Raw genomic sequence first — 17869 nt, forward strand, 5'->3', positions numbered from 1 at the left:
GGGGAACGGGGGGAGGGTTCGTGAGCATCGCCGAGATCTTCCGTGTGCTGGGCCGGCGGTGGTACGTGATGGTGCCGCTGACCCTGCTCAGCCTGCTGGCGGGCGGCTATCTCTACGCGACCGTGCCGGTGACCTACGAGTCGCAGAGCCAGCTGGCGCTGCTGAACTCCAGCAAGGTCGCCAAGCCGGCGCCCAGTTACGGCAACACCCTGGCGTACGCGAGCGGTTCGCTGATCGGCACCGCCGACGTGCTGATCCGCGCGCTGCAGTCGCCGGAGACGGCCCAGGTGCTGCGCGGTCACGGCGTCACCGACGAGTACGCGGTCGACTTCGCCGCCCAGGCGGAGGGGCCGCTGCTCACCCTGACGGTCAAGGGCGAGGACCGGGCGCGGGTGCTCGACGAGACCCGGAAGATCACCGACTTCGCGGGCGAGCAGCTCCAGACGCTGCAGCGGCAGGCCCGGGTGCCGGACGGCTACTACGTGCACTCGGCGCGGATCGTGCCGCCGCAGAAGCCGGTCTCGCAGCCCAAGTCCCGCTATCAGAAGGTGGCGGCCGTGGTGGTGTTCGGCGTCACCGGCGGCTTCCTGCTGTCCTTCGTGGTGGAGACCTGGTCGGCGGCCCGGCGCCGTGCCCGGGGCCTGCCCGGGCCGCTCGACGTCCCACCGGCGCCGCGGCCCGGTGCCGGCCGGCTGCGCACCCTGCTGACGCGGCCGCTGGACGCGACCGCCGTCCTGACCGGCTATCTGGCGCTCGCCCTGTTCCTGCCGTCGAACCTGGCGCTGCCCGCGCTCGGCGGCGCGGGCACGCCGGCGAACGTCTTCGCGCTGCTCGGCCTGTTCTGGTACCTGGCGACCTGGTGCGCCGGGCGGATCGCGCCGGCGCCCGGCACGCGCACGATGCGCACGGTGCTGCTCGTGCTGGCCGTCACGGTGCTGCTCTCGTACATCGCGAACCAGGACCGGATCAGCTCGCAGAAGGAGATCCTGGCGGCCGACCGGGGCCTGATCGTGCTCCTGGTGTGGGTGTCGCTGGTCGTCCTGACGACGGCCGGGATCCAGGACCGTGAGCGGCTCGACGTGCTGCTGCGGCGGCTCGTCGTGATGGGCTCGGTGGTGGCCGCGCTGGGCCTGTACGACTTCTTCACCGGCACCAACATCGCCGACTCGCTGCGCATCCCGGGTCTCAACTCCAGCACGGCGAGTGTCACGGTCATGGACCGCGGCTCCTTCACCCGGCCGCGCTCGCTCACCGCGCACCCGCTGGAGTTCAGCGGGATGCTGGCGATCCTGCTGCCGTTCGCGATCTGGCACGCCTTCGACCCGGCGCGGCGGCATCTGGGGAAGGTCAGGCGCTGGGCGCCGGTGGTGCTGCTCGGCGGCGGGCTGCCGCTGACGGTGTCGCGGACGTCGATCATCGGGATCGTGGTGGTCGCGCTGGTGATGGTGCCGCGCTGGAAGCCCGAGCGGCGCTGGACGGCGATCGGGATCCTCTTCGGCTCGGTGGCGGTGTTCAAGGTCCTGGTGCCCGGTCTGATCGGCACCATCACCGGACTGTTCTCGGGCAGCCTCAACAACGCGGACAGCAGCACCCAGGCCCGCACGGTCAAGTATCCGAAGATCTACGAGTACTTCGTGCAGGATCCGGTCTTCGGCCGGGGTTTCGGCACCTTCACGCCGGAGCGCTACTTCTTCACGGACAACCAGTACCTGCTCACGCTCGCCGAGCTGGGCGCCCTCGGCGTGGCCTGTCTGCTGCTCCTGGGCCTGGCCGGGGTGCACAACGGCGGCTCGATCCGGCGGCTGGCCCGCGACGAGCCGGACCGCGAGCTCGGCCAGGCGTTCTTCGCCTCGGCGACGGTCGCCCTGGTGATCAGCGCCACCTTCGACACCCTCGGCTTCCCGATGTTCGCCGGAGTGTTCTTCCTGCTCCTCGGCGCGGGCGGCAGCTGTCTGGGCTTCGTCCGGCGCGCGGCGGCCGGGCCGCCGCCGCCCGTGACGTCCGCGCCGGCGACGTCCGCGCCCGCCGCCCGTACACCCGACTCCCAGCGTCTCGTGGAGATCTGATGTTCCCTCAGTCCCCGACGCCGGGCGGCACCGTCGCCGTCGTCGTCGTCACCTGGAACAGCGCGGCCGTGCTGCCCGGCTTCCTCGCCTCCCTGCCGAAGGGCATGAAGGGCCTCGACTGGCGGCTGGTCGTCGCCGACAACGACTCCTCCGACGACACCGTCGCCGTGCTGCGCGAGCTGGCGCCCGAGGCCACCGTGGTCGAGACCGGCCGCAACGGCGGCTACTCCTTCGGGATCAACGCGGCCCTGCGTGCCGCCGGCGCCCGGGACGAGGGCTGTCGCGCCGTCCTCGTCTGCAATCCGGACGTCCGGATGAGCGAGGGCTGCGCCGCGCGGCTGGTCGACGGCCTCGGGGGCCCGCTGCCGGACGGCACCGCGGTCGGGATCTCGGTGCCGCTGCTGTACGAGGAGGACGGCGCCCTCGTCCACTCGCTGCGCCGCGAGCCGAGCCTCGGCCGGGCGCTCGGCGAGGCGGTGCTCGGCAATCGCCGGGCCGGCCGGTTCGCGCCCTTGGGCGAGCTGGTCACCGCACCGGCCGCCTACACGGCGCGGACGACGGCGGACTGGGCGACGGGCGCGCTGATGGCGCTGTCCCGGGAGTGCGTGGCGGCCTGCGGGCCGTGGGACGAGTCCTTCTTCCTCTACTCGGAGGAGACGGATTACTGCCTGCGGGCCCGCGACCTCGGGCTGCGCACCCGGCTCGAACCGGCGGCGCGGGCGACCCACTTGGGCGGCGACTCGCGGGTGTCGCCGCGCCTGTGGTCGCTGCTCGTCGTCAACCGGGTGCGGCTCTACCGGCGCCGCCACGGCCTGGCCGCCACGGCGGCCTTCCGCGCGGCGGTGCTGCTGCGCGAGCTGTCCCGGGCGGCGCTCGGCCGGGAACCGGCACGGGCGGCCGTGGCGGCGCTGCTCGGCCGGCCTCAGTCCTGGATCGCCGGGTCCCGCCAGGCGGTGTAGAAGCTGCCGGGGTTGACCAGATAGCGCACGGTGGGCCGGGCGAGGTGGGCGACGCGGTGCCCGCGGCCGTAGCGGCGGATCAGCTCCCAGTCCTCCCGGGGCAGCACCTCGGGCGTGCGCCGCAGCCGGCTGAAGCGCAGGGCGGGCACGCGCCGGGCGACGAAGGCGTTGGTGTCGAGGAAGGCCTGGTGCGCGGCCCTGCGCCGGTCGAACGGCACCGACAGGACGTCCATGTCGCTGCCGTCCGGCCGTACCCGCCGCAGTGCCGTGTAGACGGCGTCCGGGCCGCCCGAGGCCTCCAGGGCGGCCAGGGCCGCCTCGAGGTGGTCGGGCTCCCACAGGTTGTCGTCGTCGAGGAAGGCGACGTAGGCGGAGTCGGTCAGCCGGATGCCGACGTTGCGGACGACGCCGGCGACTCCGGTGTTGCGGGCCAGTGACACCGCGAACAGCCGTGGGTCCTGCGGGAGTTCGGGCAGACCCGCGCCGTCGTCGACGACGATGACGACCTGGTCGGTGACGGTCTGCGCCAGGGCCGAGCGCACGGCCCGCAGCAGCGGCTCGGGGCGCCGGTGGGTGGCGATGACGGTCGCGACCCGGGCCGCGGGCCGCCGCCCGAGGACCCGGGCGAGGCGGGCGGTCTCGGCGTCCTCGACCCGGCGCAGCCGCCGGGCGGTGGGCGCGAGCAGGACCTTGTTGCGCAGCTCGTACAGGACGAGCCAGCCGAACCGACGCTTGAGCAGCTCCCACGGTGCCCTGAGGACCCGGCGCGGCAGGCCGTTCATCAGGCCCGCGTACGGACGGCCGTGAGCGACTTGGTGAGTCCGGCCACCCGCTCGCTGAGGATCACGGACCGGGGGAAGAGGTAGCGCATCTCGGCGCGGGTGAGCAGCTCGATGTTGATGACCGCGTCCATGCCCTCCTCCGGGGTGCCGGGGCGGCTGTGGGTGAGCGGCCAGTGGCGTACGAGCTTGGCCTGGGCGGCGAGCGGCAGGAACTGGAAGCCGGGAGCGAGGAAGTGGGGCTCCACCGGGAAGTAGCGGTAGGGCGTCTGCACCCAGTGGCGCGGGGCCAGCTGCTCGATGGCGCTGACGAAGCGGCGCCGCTGGCTGGGGCCGCCGACGTGCTCGATGGTCGAGTTGGACACGACCAGGTCGAACTCGCCGAGCTTGGCCGGGATGTCGGGGTCGGTGACGTCGGCGACCTCGGCGGTGATCCAGTCGGGCAGCTCGGCCGGGTGCTCCTCCAGGTTCACCAGGTGCACGTGCCGGGGCCGCAGCGGGGAGCGCGTCCAGTGGGAGGCGGTGCCGCCGAGGTCGACGACGCGCATGCCGGCGATGCCGGGGAAGCAGGTGCGGAACCGCTCCCAGCGGGCCGCGCGGAACCGTTCGCCGAGCGAGTCGGGCGCGTCGACGAAACGATTGCGGAGGGCACGGATGCCGGACATCGCATCAACCACCTGGGGTTCGGAGAGAGGGTGGGGTCTGGCCCCAACCCTATGCGGAGCGTGGGCATTTATCAGCAGATCTGCCGATCTGATGAGGCCCTGACGTGCGGGTGCGCGGGCCGGCCCCGCGCGCTCACGGCTGGTCCGGGACGACGGGCGTGCCGTTCGCCATGCGGTTGCCGCGCCACACGTTGCCCCGGCCCGTCGGGTTCCAGTAGGCGACGGCGCCGTACTTGCCGCCGTTCGGGTGGTACTGCGGCGAGAACACGTTGTCGGTGACCTCGATGCCGCTGGAGTCCTTGCCGCCGGCGTAGAGCGCGTAGGCGCCGCCGGCCAGCCAGTTGTCGTCCACGAGCGTGTTGGTCACGGGCGCGCTGTCGGCGAAGAGGCCGACGGCCGCGGAGGCGCCCTGGTCGACGGGAGTCGGGTTGAGCAGCGTGTTGTGCCGGATGATCAGTCTGCCCTTGCCGCCGCCGTTGCTGATGACGGCGTTGGTGTGCTGCCACTGGCCGTCCAGGTTCTTGAACGGCTCGATGTCGTGGACGTAGTTGTCGTGGAGGTTGCCCTGGCCCATGGACAGGGCGTCGCCGAAGACGGAGACGTCGCAGAAGGCGACCTCGACCGAGCTGGTGCTCATGTTGGAGACGGCGTAGTCCGAGCCGCCGTTGTTCGGTCCCTTGCCGGGGACGGCGGTGATGGTGGTGTGCAGGACGCGCAGGCCGGAGTAGCCGGGGCGGAGGTTGATGCCCCACCAGTTGGTGGAGGTGATGCGGCTGTCGACGACGGTGACGTCGTTGGCGTAGATGTCGAGCGAGCCGGTGATGTCCCAGCCCTTGATGACGGTGCCGTCGGTGCGGATGGCCGCGTTGCCGGTGTTCTGCGGGGTGAGGGCGGCGGTCCTGGGCCCGGTGCTGCCGGCGTGGGGAAAGCCGCAGGCCGCGGGGCTCGCGCAGCCCTTGGGCGCGGCCTTCCCGCCGCCCTTCGCGCCGCCCTTCGCGCCGTCGGTGCCGCTCCCGCTCCCGGGCGAGGCGGTGGCGCCGGGCGTGGTGATGGCGCGGGAGTCGCAGAGCGCCGCGCCGCCCAGGCACAGCACCTGCTGGCCGAGTCCGGTGAAGGTGAACAGGGAGAAGAGCAGGACGGCGGCGAGCAGGGCCGCGCCGAGGGTCGTGCGGCGGCGGCCGCGGGCGGACGGGCCGGGTCGGTCCAGAGGACTCACCTCATCGTTCACGGGCCGGGGCGGCCGGCCGCTTCTGTGCCGGCACGGAGGGGAGGGCGGGCGTCCCGTCGGTGGCGGGCGCGTCGTCTCCCGTCGGCGCGCCGTCCGGGGCGGGCGCGCTGCCGGCCGCGGGCACGGCTGCCACTGCTGCCACGGCCGTCCCGGCGGTCGCCGGGTCCGGGCGGAGCCGGGCGAGCGCGCCGCGTACCAGTGTGCGGGTGGGCAGGGCGCACAGCCCGTACGCCACGAGGGCGAGGACACTCGTGGCGCACAGCGCGGCCAGGCCCTCCCCGAGGCGCGGGCGGAGGAGCAGGAGGACCGCGGCCATCACGGCGCCGCCGAGCACCGGCCGGACGCAGACCCGGGCGAGGGCACGGGTGGCGACGCCGCCGCGCCGCAGGGCGAGGAGGAAGGCGGGCAGGACGACGGCTCCGGCGACCACGACATGGCCGGCGGCGACGGTCTCGATGCCGCCGGCGCGGGCCGCGAGGATCAGTACGGGCACCAGGGCGGCCAGCCACAGGCCCTGAATGAGCAGGAGCGAGCGGCGGCGGCCGACGGCGACGAGGCAGTCGTACGTGAGCTCGGCGGCGATCCTGGCGAGGCCGAGGGCCATCAGCCAGGGCAGCGCCTCCGCGGCGGGCCGCCACCGGGCCCCGTACACCAGCTCGATCAGCGGCCCGGCGAGTGCGCCGAGCAGCACGCAGGCCGGGACGGTGGCGGTCATGAGGGCGCCGAGGGCGCGGGCGAAGCCGTCGGAGAGGGCCTTCGGCGAGTCGGCGAGCCGGGAGAAGCCGGCGAAGGAGACCCGGCGGGCCGTCTCGGAGATGACGCGGACCGGCCAGCCGGCCATGTTGAAGGCGAGCATGTAGAAGCCGAGGGCGACGTTGCCGAGGATCGCGCCGACGATCATCGCGTCGGCGTTGACGACGGCGAGGGCGAGCATGCTGGCGCCGGCGAGCGGCAGCCCGAACCGCAGCAGGGCCGCGGCCTGTGCGCGGTCCCAGCCGAAGCGCAGCATGCCGGGCGCGGCGAGGGCGCAGCCGGCGAGGGCGACCACGTTGCCGGCGACGGCTCCGCAGGCGAAGCTCATGGCGCCCCAGCCCTGGAGGGCGAGGACGAGGGTGACGGTGGTGCTGACGACGAAGTTGAGGGCGTCGATGACCATCCGGCGGCCCTGGCGGAACTCGCGGGTGAGGACGCCGGCGGGCACCTGCGAGAGGCCGTCGAGCACCAGGCACAGGCACATCACGCGCAGCACGGCGGTGGCCTCGCCGGAGCCGAGCAGCGCGGCGACGGCCGGGGCGGAGGCGAACAGCGCGAGATACAGCAGGCCGCTGGAGAGCGCGCTCAGGCTGAGCACGGTCGGCGCGAACCGGCGGACGTCGCCCTCCCAGCGGACGACGGCGAGGGTGACGCCGAGTTCGTTGGCGGAGAGCAGCACCATGAGGACGGTCTGGGCGACGCCGTACACGCCCCAGGCGGCGGGGTCGAGGACGTAGCGCACCAGGACGATGCCGGTGGCGAAGTTGCCGAGCCGCATCACCATGGTGTTGACGAGGCTCCAGCGGGTCGCCGAGCGGACCTTGGTCCCGAGGGACGCCTGGCCGTCGGCGCTTGCGGACTCCATCGAGGGGCTCCTCGTCACTTCACCCACGACGGCGGCCGCTTGGCGGGCCGCCGCTCGGAGACGGGCAGTACGGGCAGCTGGACGGTGGGCTGATCGGTGGGCGTTTCCTGGGGCTGCTCGTGGAGCTGCTCCGGGAACCGCTCCTGCGGCTGCTGGTGCGACTGCTCCGGCGAGTGCTCCTGCGGCTGCTCGTGGAGCTGCTCCGGAAACTGCTCCTGCGGCTTCCGGTGCGGCCGCCGCTCTTCGGCAGGCGCTTCGGGCAGGTCGTCGCCGGCCCGCTCCCGCCCTGCACGGCCGCGGCGGCGCGCCTCGGCGAAGAAGGTGGCCACCAGGCTGAGGACGACGCCGAGGCCCCCGGCCATGACCAGGTACTGCACCTTGGACTTGAGCTTGGCCTCCGGGTCCTGCGGCGGGACGATCGTGGTGATGCGGATCATGGAGTCCGCCGGCACCGACTGGTCCGCCTGGAGGTCCTTGAGGCGCTGGCCGGTGAACGCCATCAGCGTCTTGTTGCCCTGGAGGACCGCGTCCGGGTCGTCGCCGGTCACGGTGAGCCAGAGCAGCGGGCCCTGGGCGTTGTCCGCGATCTTGGCCTCGTACTTCAGGTCGAGCCCCTTGGCCTTCAGCTCCGCCTTCGACGCGTCGGAGTTCACGTTGCGGGCGAGGCTGTCGGCCATGCCGGTCAGCGAGGGCTCCATGCTGAGGAAGGGATTGCCGTCGGCGGCCGCGCCCTTGCGGGAGTTGAGCATGGCGACGGTGCTCTGCGACTCGTACGACACGGGCACGAGCAGCCACGCGCCCGCGGTGAGTCCGGCGGTGAGCAGCAGCCCGGGCACCAGGACGTACCACCGTCGGCACATGACCCGGAAGATCTCTGCGAGGTCCATGGCGTTCCCCCTTGCGCGCCCCGTCAGGCGGCTGCTCAACTGCCTTGCCGCAGATGAGGATAGGTGGGATCGCGTCAGGTTGTGAGCCCTTCGCGATCACCACGTTCTGCGGTCAGCGGTGGTCGGTCGGCCGCGGACGGCCGCTCGCCGTCCCGCCCTCCAGGAGGACGCGGGCGATGCGCTCACCGGCCCGTCCGTCCCACAGTTCGGGCCGGCGGGGCGGCGGCGGGTCGTCGAGGAGCCGCAGGGCGGTGGAGACGATCCGCTCCGGGTCACGGCCGGCCAGCACGTTGGTGCCCTGCTCGACGGTGATCGGGCGCTCGGTGTTGTCCCGGAGCGTCACGCACGGGACGCCGAGCGCGGTGGTCTCCTCCTGGACGCCGCCGGAGTCGGTGAGCACGATCCGGGCGCCGGCCTGGAGCGCGATGAAGTCCAGGTAGCCGGCGGGCGGAACGAGCCGGATCCCGCCCGGCACGCCGAGCGCGTCGAGTTTCTCGGCGGCCCTGGGATGCACGGGCAGCACGAGCGGCAGGTGGGCGGCGACCTCGCCGAGCGCCTTGAGGAGCCCGGCGAGGATCTCCGGGTCGTCGACGTTGGCGGGCCGGTGCAGCGTGACGAGTCCGTACGCGCCGGCGGCGACGCCGAGGTCGTCCAGGACGGGTGAGCGCTCCGCGCGCTCCAGGTTGGCGAAGAGGGTGTCGATCATGACGTTGCCGACGACGTGGATCTGGTCGTCGTGGTAGCCCTCGGCGCGCAGGTTGTCGGCGGCGTCGTCGGACGGCGCCAGCAGATAGTCGCTGATCCGGTCGGTGGCGACCCGGTTGACCTCCTCGGGCATGGACCAGTCGCGGCTGCGCAGTCCGGCCTCGACATGGGCGACGAGCGGGCCGGCCTTGGCGGCGACCAGGGCGCAGGCCAGCGTCGAGTTGACGTCGCCGACCACCACCACGAGGTCCGGGGCGAGTTCGTCGACGAGCGGCTCGAAGGCGGCCATCACCCGGCCGGTCTGGGTGGCGTGGCTGCCGGAGCCGACGCCGAGGAAGTGGTCGGGCGGCCGCAGGCCGAGGTCGCGGAAGAAGACGTCGTTCATGGCCGGGTCGTAGTGCTGTCCGGTGTGGACGAGGCCGACCTCGGCGCCTCGCGCCTCCAGGGCGTCCATGACCGGTTTGATCTTCATGTAGTTGGGTCGCGCGCCCGCGACGCAGATGATCCGCATGGGGGTCACAGCACCTCGATCCTGGGACCGCTCAGCCGGCGCCGGCAGTCGAGTACGTAAGCGGCGTGGGCCTCGACGAGTCCGTAGTCGAAGGCGTCGTGGTCGGTGAGCAGCACCACCGCGTCGGCGGCGGCGAGTTCCTCCTGGGTGAGCTCGACGCGTACGAGCCGGGTGTCGACCTGGTGGCCCTCGACGACGTGCGGGTCGGCGGCCCTGACCTCGGCGCCCATGTCGAGGAGGAGCTGGGAGATGCGCAGCGAGGGCGACTCGCGGGCGTCGCCGGTGTTCTTCTTGTAGGCGAGGCCCAGGAGCAGGATCTTCGAGCCGTTGACGGCCCGCTTGCGCGTGTTGAAGGCGTTGACCAGGCGCCGGGTGACGTAGTCGGGCATGTGGTTGTTGATGTCGTTGGCGAGTTCGACGAAGCGGAAGCTCTGGCCGAGTTCGCGCTGGACCCGCCAGGAGAGGTACGACGGGTCGATGGGCAGGCAGTGGCCGCCGACGCCGGGCCCGGGGGTGAAGCGCATGAAGCCGAAGGGCTTGCTGGAGGCGGCGTCGATGGCCTGCCACACGTCGATGTCGAGGTGGCGGGCGAACATCGCTATCTCGTTGACGAGGGCGATGTTGACGTGCCGGAAGGTGTTCTCCAGGAGCTTGGCCAGCTCGGCCTCCTTGGGCGAGCCGACCGGCACCGTGGTGTCGACCAGGCCGTCGTAGAAGTCCTGGACGGCCTTGAGCGAGGCGGCGTCCACGCCCGAGACGACCTTGGGCGTCTGCTCGAAGCCCCAGACCGGGTTGCCGGGGTCGATGCGCTCGGGGCTGTAGCCGAGGTGGAAGTCGGCTCCGGCGACGAGGCCGGAGCCCTCCTCGAGGAGCGGTCCGAACAGTTCCTGGGTGGTGCCGGGATAGGTGGTGGACTCCAGGATCACCGTCGCGCCGGGGCGCAGGTAGCGGGCCAGGGAGCGGGCCGACTCCTCGATGTAGCGCAGGTCCGGCGTGCCCTCGTGCAGCGGGGTCGGGACGGTGACGACGGCGACGTCGAAGCCGCCGCAGTCCCGTACCGAGTCGCTGGCCCGGTAGGTGCCGGCCTCGAGGGCGGCGCGGATGCGTTCGGCCGAGACGTCCTCGACGTACGACTCCCCCGCGGCGAGGCTCTTGACCCGCTCGGTGTCCACGTCGTAACCGATGACCTCGTGCCCGGTCTCGGCGGCCCGGATGGCGAGCGGCAGACCGACGTATCCCTGTCCGACGACGACGACGCGCATCAGGACTCCCCCCTGCTGATGGTGTTCGCGGCGCCGATCGACGGTGTACGGCGCAGCAGCTCCCGTCCCGTCATGAGGGCGAAGGAGACGTTGGTGGTGAGGTAGCGGCGGCCGAGGCGGCGCGGCTCCTGGAGGGCGCGGTAGAGCCATTCGAGGCCGAGCCGCTGCCAGCGCTCGGGGGCGCGGCGGGTGATTCCGGCGAGGATGTCGAAGGAGCCGCCGACGCCGTGGACGAGAGCCACCTTGCTGCGCTCGCCGTAACCGGCGGTGAAGATCTCCTTCTTCGGGGAGGTCATGCCGAGGAACAGCATGTCGGCGCCGCTGTCGGCGATGGCGTCGGCGACGGCGGCCTGCTCGCTGTCGTCGAAGTAGCCGTTGCGGCTTCCGGCGACGCGCAGGCCGGGGTGGCGGACGGCGACCTGGCGGAGCATCTTCTCCAGGACGTCCTGCCGGGCGCCGAGGAAGTAGACGGAGAGTCCTTCGCGTTCGGCCTCGCGGAGCAGGCGGGTGAACAGGTCGATGCCGGCGACGCGTTCGGGCAGCGGGCGGCGCAGCAGCCGGCCGGCCCAGACGACCGCCTGGCCGTCGGCGAGGACGAGGTCGCAGCCGGAGACGGCCCGGGCGAGGGCCGGGTCGCGGCGCATGTTGACCAGTTTGGCGGCGTTGACGACGCCTATCTCCAGGCGTTCGCCGGCGCGGACGGCGGCCAGGCAGCGGGTCACGGTCTGGTCCATGGTGAGCGCGTCGAGGGTGACGCCGAAGAGGTTCTGACGTGTCGTCATCTCGCGGCCTCCTCCTTCCCGGTGGTGACGTCGGAGCCCGCGTCGCGCAGCGAGCCGAGCCAGGCGAAGAGCATCCAGCCGAACTCGTACGGGCGGCACTCGCGGTCCACGGCGGCGGGGCGGAACAGCGAGTCGAGCGCTCCGAGGCGCAGGCCGGGCGCCACCCGGGTGGTGAGCCCGCGGGCGGCGCGCACGGCCTTCTTCGGGTCGCCTCGGTGGACCTTGCGCCAGGTGACGCCGAGGTCGTCGAGGATCATCGGCTCGGGCGCGCCGGCCCGGGCGAGCTCGGGGACCTCGGTCATCCAGCGCAGGCCGCGGCGGATCGGCTCGCCGAAGTCGGTGCCGCCGGCCTCGGCGAGGTCGAGGAGCGCGGTGGGGGCCATGGCGTGCTGGTGCACGCTGTAGACCGGATAGCCCTCGACGACGGTGCCGCGGCGGGCGTCGTAGTGCCACCACCACTGGCCGCCGTCACCCTGGAGGGCGCAGATGCGGGTGGCACAGGCGTCGGCCGCCTCCAGCGCCCGAGGGTCGCCGTCCCCGCTCGCGTGCGCGCGGGCGAGCGCCTGGAGCGGGTACGTCTGGTCGGCGAAGCAGCCGATGTGGTCGCGGTACCAGGGAGTGAGGCCGGGGCCGGTGGCGTGGGGGAAGAGCGGGCTGCCGGCGGTCCGGGCGCGCAGCAGCCGGTCGCGGGCGGCGGCCAGGCGCTGCTCCACGTCGACGGTGGCGCGGGCGGCGGCGAGCGCCGAGAGCACCCAGGCGGCCTCGACGGTGTACTGGGGCCGGCCGGGCACGTCCAGGGCGGCGACCCGGTCGAGCGCGTCGGCCAGCTTGGGCTGGCCGGTCTCGGCGGCGGCCCAGGCGACGAGGGCGGCGTCGCCGAGGTTGCGCACTCCGGGCAGCCGCTCGACGAGCAGTCCGGTGAACTCCTCGGCGGTGTGGCCGCCGAGGACCGCGCGCTGCCGGCCGGCGGGCAGGAAGCGGGCGCCGAGGGCGGTGATGGCGGCGTAGCGGATGCTGTGCCCGCGCTGTTCGAGGCTCCAGGTGCCGTCGGCGGCGGGGCGCGCGGCGCGGGTGAAGACGAAGCCGGTCCCGTCCGGCAGGAGCATGCGCGGCAGTCCGTGCTCGGCCACCGTGAGCAGCCGGGTGGCGAGGCCGTGGAGCGGTCGGTCCGCTCGGGCGAGCCCGGTCATCCGTGAACTGCGTGGACTGTCGGGTGTGTTGGCAGGACGATCGGACACACCCACCCCCCTCGGGTCGGTCGGTCCCGGGCCAGAGCGGCTGGCCCGGGTCGGCTGGCTAGTGGCACGCGTGCGATGAGAGTGCGGCGGACTGCGGTGGACGCCGCGGTGAAGCGTGGAACGGCGGCACGGGTCGTCCGGCGCCGGGGCAGGACGCAGCAGCGGCAGCCCGGAGGGATGCCACTCCCGTGCGTCGGCGCGGCTATCCGGCGGACTCCCGGTTCTCGGGCATGCCGGTGCGCGATCGGACCCGGGCCTGACGGACCCGGGCATGATGAGAAGGACAGTCGGCGACGAAGCGACGACGCTTCGGCCTCCTGCCGGTGAAACCCCCCACGACACCCCCAGCGCACAGCGCGAACGTTGTGCTCAACTCGCAGCGTACAACGGGAAGATAGGCGCACAACACGGTGACGATGAGGCCTTTCGCGGAATTGGTGGCAAGCAGTCGCTAAGCCGCACCGATCGCGCCCTTCCGACGGGGCCGCAGCGGTTACAGTGGGCGCGCGTTCACCCGCTCACGCCGGCAGCTGGAGTCCTTGACCGTGTATCTGGCCGATCGCTCACCGCAGCCCGGGACGTCCTCGGCGCCGGACCGCGTGCGCGGCACGGTGCGGGCGGTGTCCCCGACCGTGCTCGCGCTGGGCACGGTCAGTCTGGTCACGGACGTCTCGACGGAGATGGTGACGGCCGTCCTGCCGCTGTACCTGGTGATGGGGCTCGGGCTCAGCCCGCTGGGATTCGGTCTGCTCGACGGCGTGCAGAACGGGGTGAGCGCGCTGGTGCAGCTCACCGGCGGTCATCTGGCCGACCGGGTGCGCGGCCACAAGCTGGTGGCCGGGATCGGTTACGGCCTGTCGGCGCTGTGCAAGCCGCTGCTGCTCGTGCACGGTCTGGGCGCGCTGGGCGCGGCCCTCGCCCTGGACCGTACGGGCAAGGGACTGCGCACCGCCCCGCGCGACGCCCTGATCTCGCTGTCCGCGCCGCCGGAGCGGCAGGGCCGGGCGTTCGGTGTGCACCGGGCCATGGACACGACGGGCGCGCTGCTCGGCCCGATCGTCGCGTTCCTGATCCTGGGCGTGGCGGCGGGCGGTTACGACGCGGTGTTCGCGGTCAGCGGGTGCGTGGCGGCGCTCGGCGTGCTGGTCCTGCTCCTCTTCGTCCCGGGCGGGAAGAAGGCTCCGGCACGGCGGGCGGAGGCGGCGGAGCCGCGGGCGAGCCTGCGGGCGGCGTTCGGTCTCCTCGGCGGCCGGCGGCTGCGGATGCTGTTCGGCTGCGCGGTGCTGCTCGGTCTGACCACGGTGAGCGACGCGTTCGTGTATCTGCTGGTGCAACGCCGTACGGGGATCGACGAGCAGCTCTTCCCGCTGCTGCCGCTCGGCACGGCCGCGGTGTTCCTGCTTCTGGCGCTGCCGCTGGGGCGGCTCGCCGACCGGGTCGGGCGCCGGGCGGTGTTCCTCGCCGGGCACGCCGGGCTGCTGCTCGCGTACGGCCTGCTGCTGTGGGCGCCGGGCACGCCGGCCCTGCCGTATCTGGTGCTCGTGCTGCACGGCACGTTCTACGCGGCGACCGACGGGGTGCTGCCCGCGGCGGTCGCGGCCGTGGTGCCGGAGCGGCTGCGGGCCAGCGGCATCGCCCTGGTCGGCACCGGCCAGGCGCTGGCCCGCTTCTGCTGTTCGCTGGCCTTCGGCGCCGCCTGGGCCGCGTGGGGCGACGGTCCCGCGCTCGCCGCGGCGGCCGCCGGCCTCGCCTGCTGCGCGGTCGTCGCCGGCGCCGCCCTGCGTCCCTCGGGAGATCCGCGATGACCCTCACCCCGCTGCGCCGCGTCCTCGTCCTGCTCGCCGGGCTGCTGCTGCTCGGCGGCGTGGGCGCCTGGTCCGTCCTGTCGGCGGCCGACCGGGCCGCCGAGGAGAACAAGCCCCGGCCGGGCGGCCCGGCCTTCGCGAACGGGAAGGTGTCCCTGGACGAGCCGGGCCGGCTGGTCTTCCGCACCACGGCGGCCGGCCCGCACCGCGACCGGCTCGTCTCGGTCCCGGCGGACGGGGCGGCGGGCGCCACGCGCACCGCGTCGGACGTGTCCTGTCTGCGGTTCCACTCCGCCGCGGGCACGGGTGTGTGCCTGCAGGCCACCACGGTCCTGGGCCGTCCCGCGTACCGCGCGCAGATCCTGGACCGGGACCTGGCCACGCTGAAGTCCTTCCCGGTGGCGGGCATTCCGAGCCGCGCGCGGGTCTCGCCCAGCGGGCGGCTGGCCGCGTGGACGGTGTTCGTCAAGGGCGAGTCGTACGGCACGGCCTTCTTCTCCACCCGCACCTCGATCCTCGACACCCGCGGCTGGAAACTCTCCGCGAATCTCGAGGAGTTCCGGATCGTCCTGGACGGCAGGCCCTATCGGAACCAGGACGTCAATTTCTGGGGCGTCACCTTCGCGGCCGACGACGACACCTTCTACGCGACGCTCAGCACGGGCGACGACACCTATCTCGTCCGCGGTTCCCTCGCGGCCCGCAGCGTCACCACGCTGACCCGCAACGTCGAGTGCCCGTCCCTGTCTCCGGACGGGACCCGCGTCGCGTACAAGAAGCGTGTCCTCGGCAGGACGGCGCTGTGGCGCGAACACGTCCTGGACCTGCGCACGTTGAGGTCCACTCCGCTCGCGGAGCGGCGCAGCGTGGACGACCAGGCCGTCTGGCTCGACGACCGGACCCTCGCCTACGCCCTGCCGGCCGCCGATTCCCGCCCGGACACCGACGACGTCTGGACGGTCCCGGCCGACGGCACGGGCGCGCCCCGGCTCCTCCTGCAGGACGGCCTCGCGCCACCGGCGCCGCCGGCCGCGCGGGCGGAGTGAGGCGCGGTCCCCGGCTCAGGACGGCCTCCGCGCCCTTTCGGACGCGGCTCAGACCGGGTCCGGCGGCTCGTGGCCGACGAGGTGGAGGAAGCGGGCGGACAGGTCGTGCAGCCAGGCGGCCCGTTCCGTCGCGATCTCCTTCAGCCGGGTGTCGTCGCTGCGCGCCACCAGATGGCCCATGTAGCGCTCGTTGAAGCGGGCGTGTTCCTGGTGCAGGGTGCGCAGGGCCTGCGCCACGGTCCGCTCGCGCGCGCCGAGGAGGCGGGCGAGCGGGGTGGTGTACTGCTTCCATCGGCCCTCGACGGCCTGCCGGAGCAGGCCGTCGAGTTCGCCGGCGCGGCCGATGACGCGGAGCAGTTCCTCCGGTTCGAGGCCGAGGGCGTCGGCGAGGACGAGGGTCTGCCGGTCGGTGCCGTTCCAGCGGTGGTCGTTCTCGGCGCGGACGTAGTCGCGCACGTCCATGCCGACCCGCGGGGCCAGCCGTTCGGCGGTGAAACCCCGGGCCAGGCGGTGTTCGCGCAGGGATCGGGGCCGCAGGTCCATCAGGACCGGGACCGGGCACCACAGCGCGTCGGCCAGGGCGAAGAGCTCGGCCTCCGACGGCGCCACCGCCCCCGACTCCCAGCACATGAGGATCTCCACCGGGCGGTGCAGGCCCAACTGGGCCATGGCGGCGACGACTTGTTCGGGAGCCAGGCCGATGCGCAGACGTGCGGCCCGGGCCTGGGCGGGCGAGAAGGGAGGGTGGGTCACGTACGGATCACCTCGGTGGGCGCCTTCTCGGAGCGGCGGGCTCCGGGAAGCGGGAGCGGGTCAGCGGGCCGTGGCGGTCTGCGAACCTGTCCCGTCGTCGTACGTGGCCAGCCCGTCCCAGTCGATGTCCTGGCGTCGGCGGCGGCTCTCCAGCACATGGAAGAAGAGGTTCAGCAGGACGGCCGTCAGGGTGCCGAGGGTGATCCCGCTGCCCAGGACGGCCCGCACCTCGATGGGCATGCGCTCGAAGAAGGGCCCGACGGCCGTCGGGAGCATCGCGGCGCCGAGGCTGACCGCCAGGATGATCGCGTTGCGTTCCTCCCGCAGGTCGACCTTGGCGAGGATCTGGATGCCGACGGTGGCGACCATGCCGAACATGGCGACGGCCGCCGCGCCGAGCACCGGGTGGGGCACGGAGGCCACCACGGCGCCGGCCTTGGGCACCAGGCCGAGACCGATCATGAAGACACCGGCGGCGACCACGACGAAGCGGCTGGTGACGCGGGAGATGCGGACCAGGCCGATGTTCTCGGCGAACGCCACGTACGGGAAGGAGTTGAAGACGCCGCCGAGTACGGTGGCCAGGCCGTCGGCCCGCAGCGCGCGGCTGACCGTGTCGCCGTCGACGTCGCGCCCGGTGATCTCGCCCATGGCGTACACGTCGCCGGTCGTCTCCACGACGGTGATGAGCATGACGACGACCATCGCCAGCATGGGGAAGAGCGAGAAGTGCGGCAGGCCGTAGTGGAAGGGCGTGCTGACGCCCACCCAGTCGGCCTGGTCGACCGACCCGAACTCGGCGTCGCCGAGCAGCCAGGCGACGGCGGTCCCGCCGACCAGTCCGAGCAGGACCGCGATGCTGCGCAGGAACGGTCCGCCGAACCGCACCACCAGCAGGATGAACAGCAGCGTGCCGCCGGCGTACGCGAGTTGGGCGGGGTCTCCGTAGCGGGGACTGTCGAGGAGCGCGGCGCCGCCGCCGACGTCCTGGAGGGCGACCGGTATGAGGACGATGCCGATGACCGTGAGCAGGGTGCCCGTGACGATCGGCGGGAAGTACGCGGTCAGCCGCCCGGCGAAGGGCGCGAAGAGGAACACGGCGACGCCACCGGTGATGACGGCGCCGTAGACCACCAGGAGTCCGGCGGTGCCGCCGCCCGCGCCCTGGCCGATGGCGATCATCGGCGAGACGGCGGTGAAGGTCGCGCCCTGCACCAGCGGCAGCCGGGCTCCGACCCGCCAGAAGCCCCACGCCTGGATGATGGTGGCGATGCCGGCGGTGACCAGGTCGGCGTTGATGAGGTAGACGAGCTCCTGCCGCGTCAGGCCGAGGCTGTTGCCCAGGATCACGGGGACGAGCACCGCGCCGGCGTAGAACGCCAGGACGTGCTGGAATCCGTAGAGCGCGAGCGTGGGAAGCGGGAGGACCTCGTCGACCGGATGCCCGGCGTTCAGGGGTCGTCGGCGCGAGGACAGTGGTGCCATCTCTGCCTTGCCTTGAGGGTAGGTGAATGAGAGGAGGCGCGGCCGGGCCGCGCGGGAAAGCCTCGGAGGGAGCATCCGGG

General features: G+C 73.2%; 15 protein-coding genes. 4 read left to right on the plus strand and 11 right to left on the minus strand.

The genetic code is table 11. The annotated features are described in order from the left end of the window. Positions 1-20 precede the first annotated feature (20 nt). Both ACIGO8_RS27215 and ACIGO8_RS27220 read left to right on the plus strand, forming a co-directional pair. Entirely contained in the window at positions 21-2066 is a 2046-nt protein-coding gene (locus ACIGO8_RS27215) for an O-antigen ligase family protein (protein WP_399735925.1), read from the plus strand. Beyond that, positions 2066-3025, plus strand: coding sequence for a glycosyltransferase family 2 protein (locus ACIGO8_RS27220; RefSeq protein WP_399735928.1), 960 nt, complete (start codon positions 2066-2068; stop codon positions 3023-3025). Before ACIGO8_RS27215 ends, ACIGO8_RS27220 begins: the two co-directional genes overlap by 1 nt. On the opposite strand, the gene ACIGO8_RS27225 is transcribed toward ACIGO8_RS27220, so the two are convergent. The 9 genes from ACIGO8_RS27225 to ACIGO8_RS27265 form a co-directional block, all read right to left on the minus strand. Further along, complete coding sequence (locus ACIGO8_RS27225; RefSeq protein ID WP_399735929.1) at positions 2989-3807, minus strand: glycosyltransferase family 2 protein; 819 nt, start codon at positions 3805-3807, stop codon at positions 2989-2991. The genes ACIGO8_RS27220 and ACIGO8_RS27225 overlap by 37 nt on opposite strands. Then, complete coding sequence (locus ACIGO8_RS27230; RefSeq protein ID WP_399735932.1) at positions 3807-4469, minus strand: class I SAM-dependent methyltransferase; 663 nt, start codon at positions 4467-4469, stop codon at positions 3807-3809. The genes ACIGO8_RS27225 and ACIGO8_RS27230 overlap by 1 nt, the downstream gene beginning before the upstream one ends. A 133-nt stretch (positions 4470-4602) precedes the next feature. Beyond that, complete coding sequence (locus ACIGO8_RS27235; protein ID WP_399735935.1) at positions 4603-5685, minus strand: hypothetical protein; 1083 nt, start codon at positions 5683-5685, stop codon at positions 4603-4605. A gap of 1 nt (position 5686) precedes the next feature. Continuing rightward, on the minus strand, positions 5687-7315 hold the full coding sequence (locus tag ACIGO8_RS27240) for an oligosaccharide flippase family protein (RefSeq protein ID WP_399735938.1): 1629 nt from the start codon (positions 7313-7315) through the stop codon (positions 5687-5689). 14 nt (positions 7316-7329) lie between these two features. Further along, complete coding sequence (locus ACIGO8_RS27245) at positions 7330-8202, minus strand: chain length determinant protein (RefSeq protein WP_399735941.1); 873 nt, start codon at positions 8200-8202, stop codon at positions 7330-7332. Positions 8203-8314: 112 nt separating this feature from the next. Further along, the gene (wecB, locus tag ACIGO8_RS27250; RefSeq protein WP_399736414.1) at positions 8315-9418 is read right to left on the minus strand and encodes a non-hydrolyzing UDP-N-acetylglucosamine 2-epimerase; all 1104 of its coding nucleotides are present in this window, start codon (positions 9416-9418) and stop codon (positions 8315-8317) included. A 5-nt stretch (positions 9419-9423) separates the two neighbouring features. Next, entirely contained in the window at positions 9424-10680 is a 1257-nt protein-coding gene (locus ACIGO8_RS27255) for a nucleotide sugar dehydrogenase (RefSeq protein WP_399735943.1), read from the minus strand. Continuing rightward, positions 10680-11462 carry a WecB/TagA/CpsF family glycosyltransferase gene (locus ACIGO8_RS27260; protein ID WP_399735946.1) on the minus strand — a complete coding sequence of 261 codons (783 nt, stop codon included), beginning with the start codon at positions 11460-11462 and terminating at the stop codon, positions 10680-10682. Before ACIGO8_RS27260 ends, ACIGO8_RS27255 begins: the two co-directional genes overlap by 1 nt. Beyond that, positions 11459-12652: a hypothetical protein gene (locus ACIGO8_RS27265; protein ID WP_399735949.1), complete on the minus strand. Its 1194-nt coding sequence runs from the start codon at positions 12650-12652 to the stop codon at positions 11459-11461. Before ACIGO8_RS27265 ends, ACIGO8_RS27260 begins: the two co-directional genes overlap by 4 nt. Before the next feature lie 593 nt (positions 12653-13245). Here ACIGO8_RS27265 and ACIGO8_RS27270 point away from each other — a divergent pair. Then, positions 13246-14505 carry an MFS transporter gene (locus ACIGO8_RS27270; protein ID WP_399735952.1) on the plus strand — a complete coding sequence of 420 codons (1260 nt, stop codon included), beginning with the start codon at positions 13246-13248 and terminating at the stop codon, positions 14503-14505. Further along, positions 14502-15551, plus strand: coding sequence for a TolB-like translocation protein (locus ACIGO8_RS27275; protein ID WP_399735954.1), 1050 nt, complete (start codon positions 14502-14504; stop codon positions 15549-15551). The genes ACIGO8_RS27270 and ACIGO8_RS27275 overlap by 4 nt, the downstream gene beginning before the upstream one ends. 48 nt (positions 15552-15599) lie before the next feature. On the opposite strand, the gene ACIGO8_RS27280 is transcribed toward ACIGO8_RS27275, so the two are convergent. After that, on the minus strand, positions 15600-16304 hold the full coding sequence (locus ACIGO8_RS27280) for a helix-turn-helix domain-containing protein (RefSeq protein WP_399735957.1): 705 nt from the start codon (positions 16302-16304) through the stop codon (positions 15600-15602). A gap of 60 nt (positions 16305-16364) precedes the next feature. Beyond that, entirely contained in the window at positions 16365-17789 is a 1425-nt protein-coding gene (locus tag ACIGO8_RS27285) for a nucleobase:cation symporter-2 family protein (RefSeq protein WP_399735959.1), read from the minus strand. Positions 17790-17869 lie beyond the last annotated feature (80 nt).

The sequence above is a fragment of the Streptomyces sp. NPDC053493 genome, assembly GCF_044544825.1.
Classification (GTDB): Bacteria; Actinomycetota; Actinomycetes; order Streptomycetales; family Streptomycetaceae; genus Streptomyces.

What these genes read in the sequence shown, in the direction of transcription:
- ACIGO8_RS27230 (WP_399735932.1), bottom strand. Translation starts at nt 4,469, where the DNA reads ATGTCCGGCATCCGTGCCCTCCGCAATCGTTTCGTCGACGCGCCCGAC.
- ACIGO8_RS27245 (WP_399735941.1), bottom strand. Translation starts at nt 8,202, where the DNA reads ATGGACCTCGCAGAGATCTTCCGGGTCATGTGCCGACGGTGGTACGTC.
- ACIGO8_RS27260 (WP_399735946.1), bottom strand. Translation starts at nt 11,462, where the DNA reads ATGACGACACGTCAGAACCTCTTCGGCGTCACCCTCGACGCGCTCACC.
- ACIGO8_RS27225 (WP_399735929.1), bottom strand. Translation starts at nt 3,807, where the DNA reads ATGAACGGCCTGCCGCGCCGGGTCCTCAGGGCACCGTGGGAGCTGCTC.
- ACIGO8_RS27220 (WP_399735928.1), top strand. Translation starts at nt 2,066, where the DNA reads ATGTTCCCTCAGTCCCCGACGCCGGGCGGCACCGTCGCCGTCGTCGTC.
- ACIGO8_RS27265 (WP_399735949.1), bottom strand. Translation starts at nt 12,652, where the DNA reads ATGACCGGGCTCGCCCGAGCGGACCGACCGCTCCACGGCCTCGCCACC.
- ACIGO8_RS27275 (WP_399735954.1), top strand. Translation starts at nt 14,502, where the DNA reads ATGACCCTCACCCCGCTGCGCCGCGTCCTCGTCCTGCTCGCCGGGCTG.
- ACIGO8_RS27240 (WP_399735938.1), bottom strand. Translation starts at nt 7,315, where the DNA reads ATGGAGTCCGCAAGCGCCGACGGCCAGGCGTCCCTCGGGACCAAGGTC.
- ACIGO8_RS27255 (WP_399735943.1), bottom strand. Translation starts at nt 10,680, where the DNA reads ATGCGCGTCGTCGTCGTCGGACAGGGATACGTCGGTCTGCCGCTCGCC.
- ACIGO8_RS27285 (WP_399735959.1), bottom strand. Translation starts at nt 17,789, where the DNA reads ATGGCACCACTGTCCTCGCGCCGACGACCCCTGAACGCCGGGCATCCG.
- wecB (WP_399736414.1), bottom strand. Translation starts at nt 9,418, where the DNA reads ATGCGGATCATCTGCGTCGCGGGCGCGCGACCCAACTACATGAAGATC.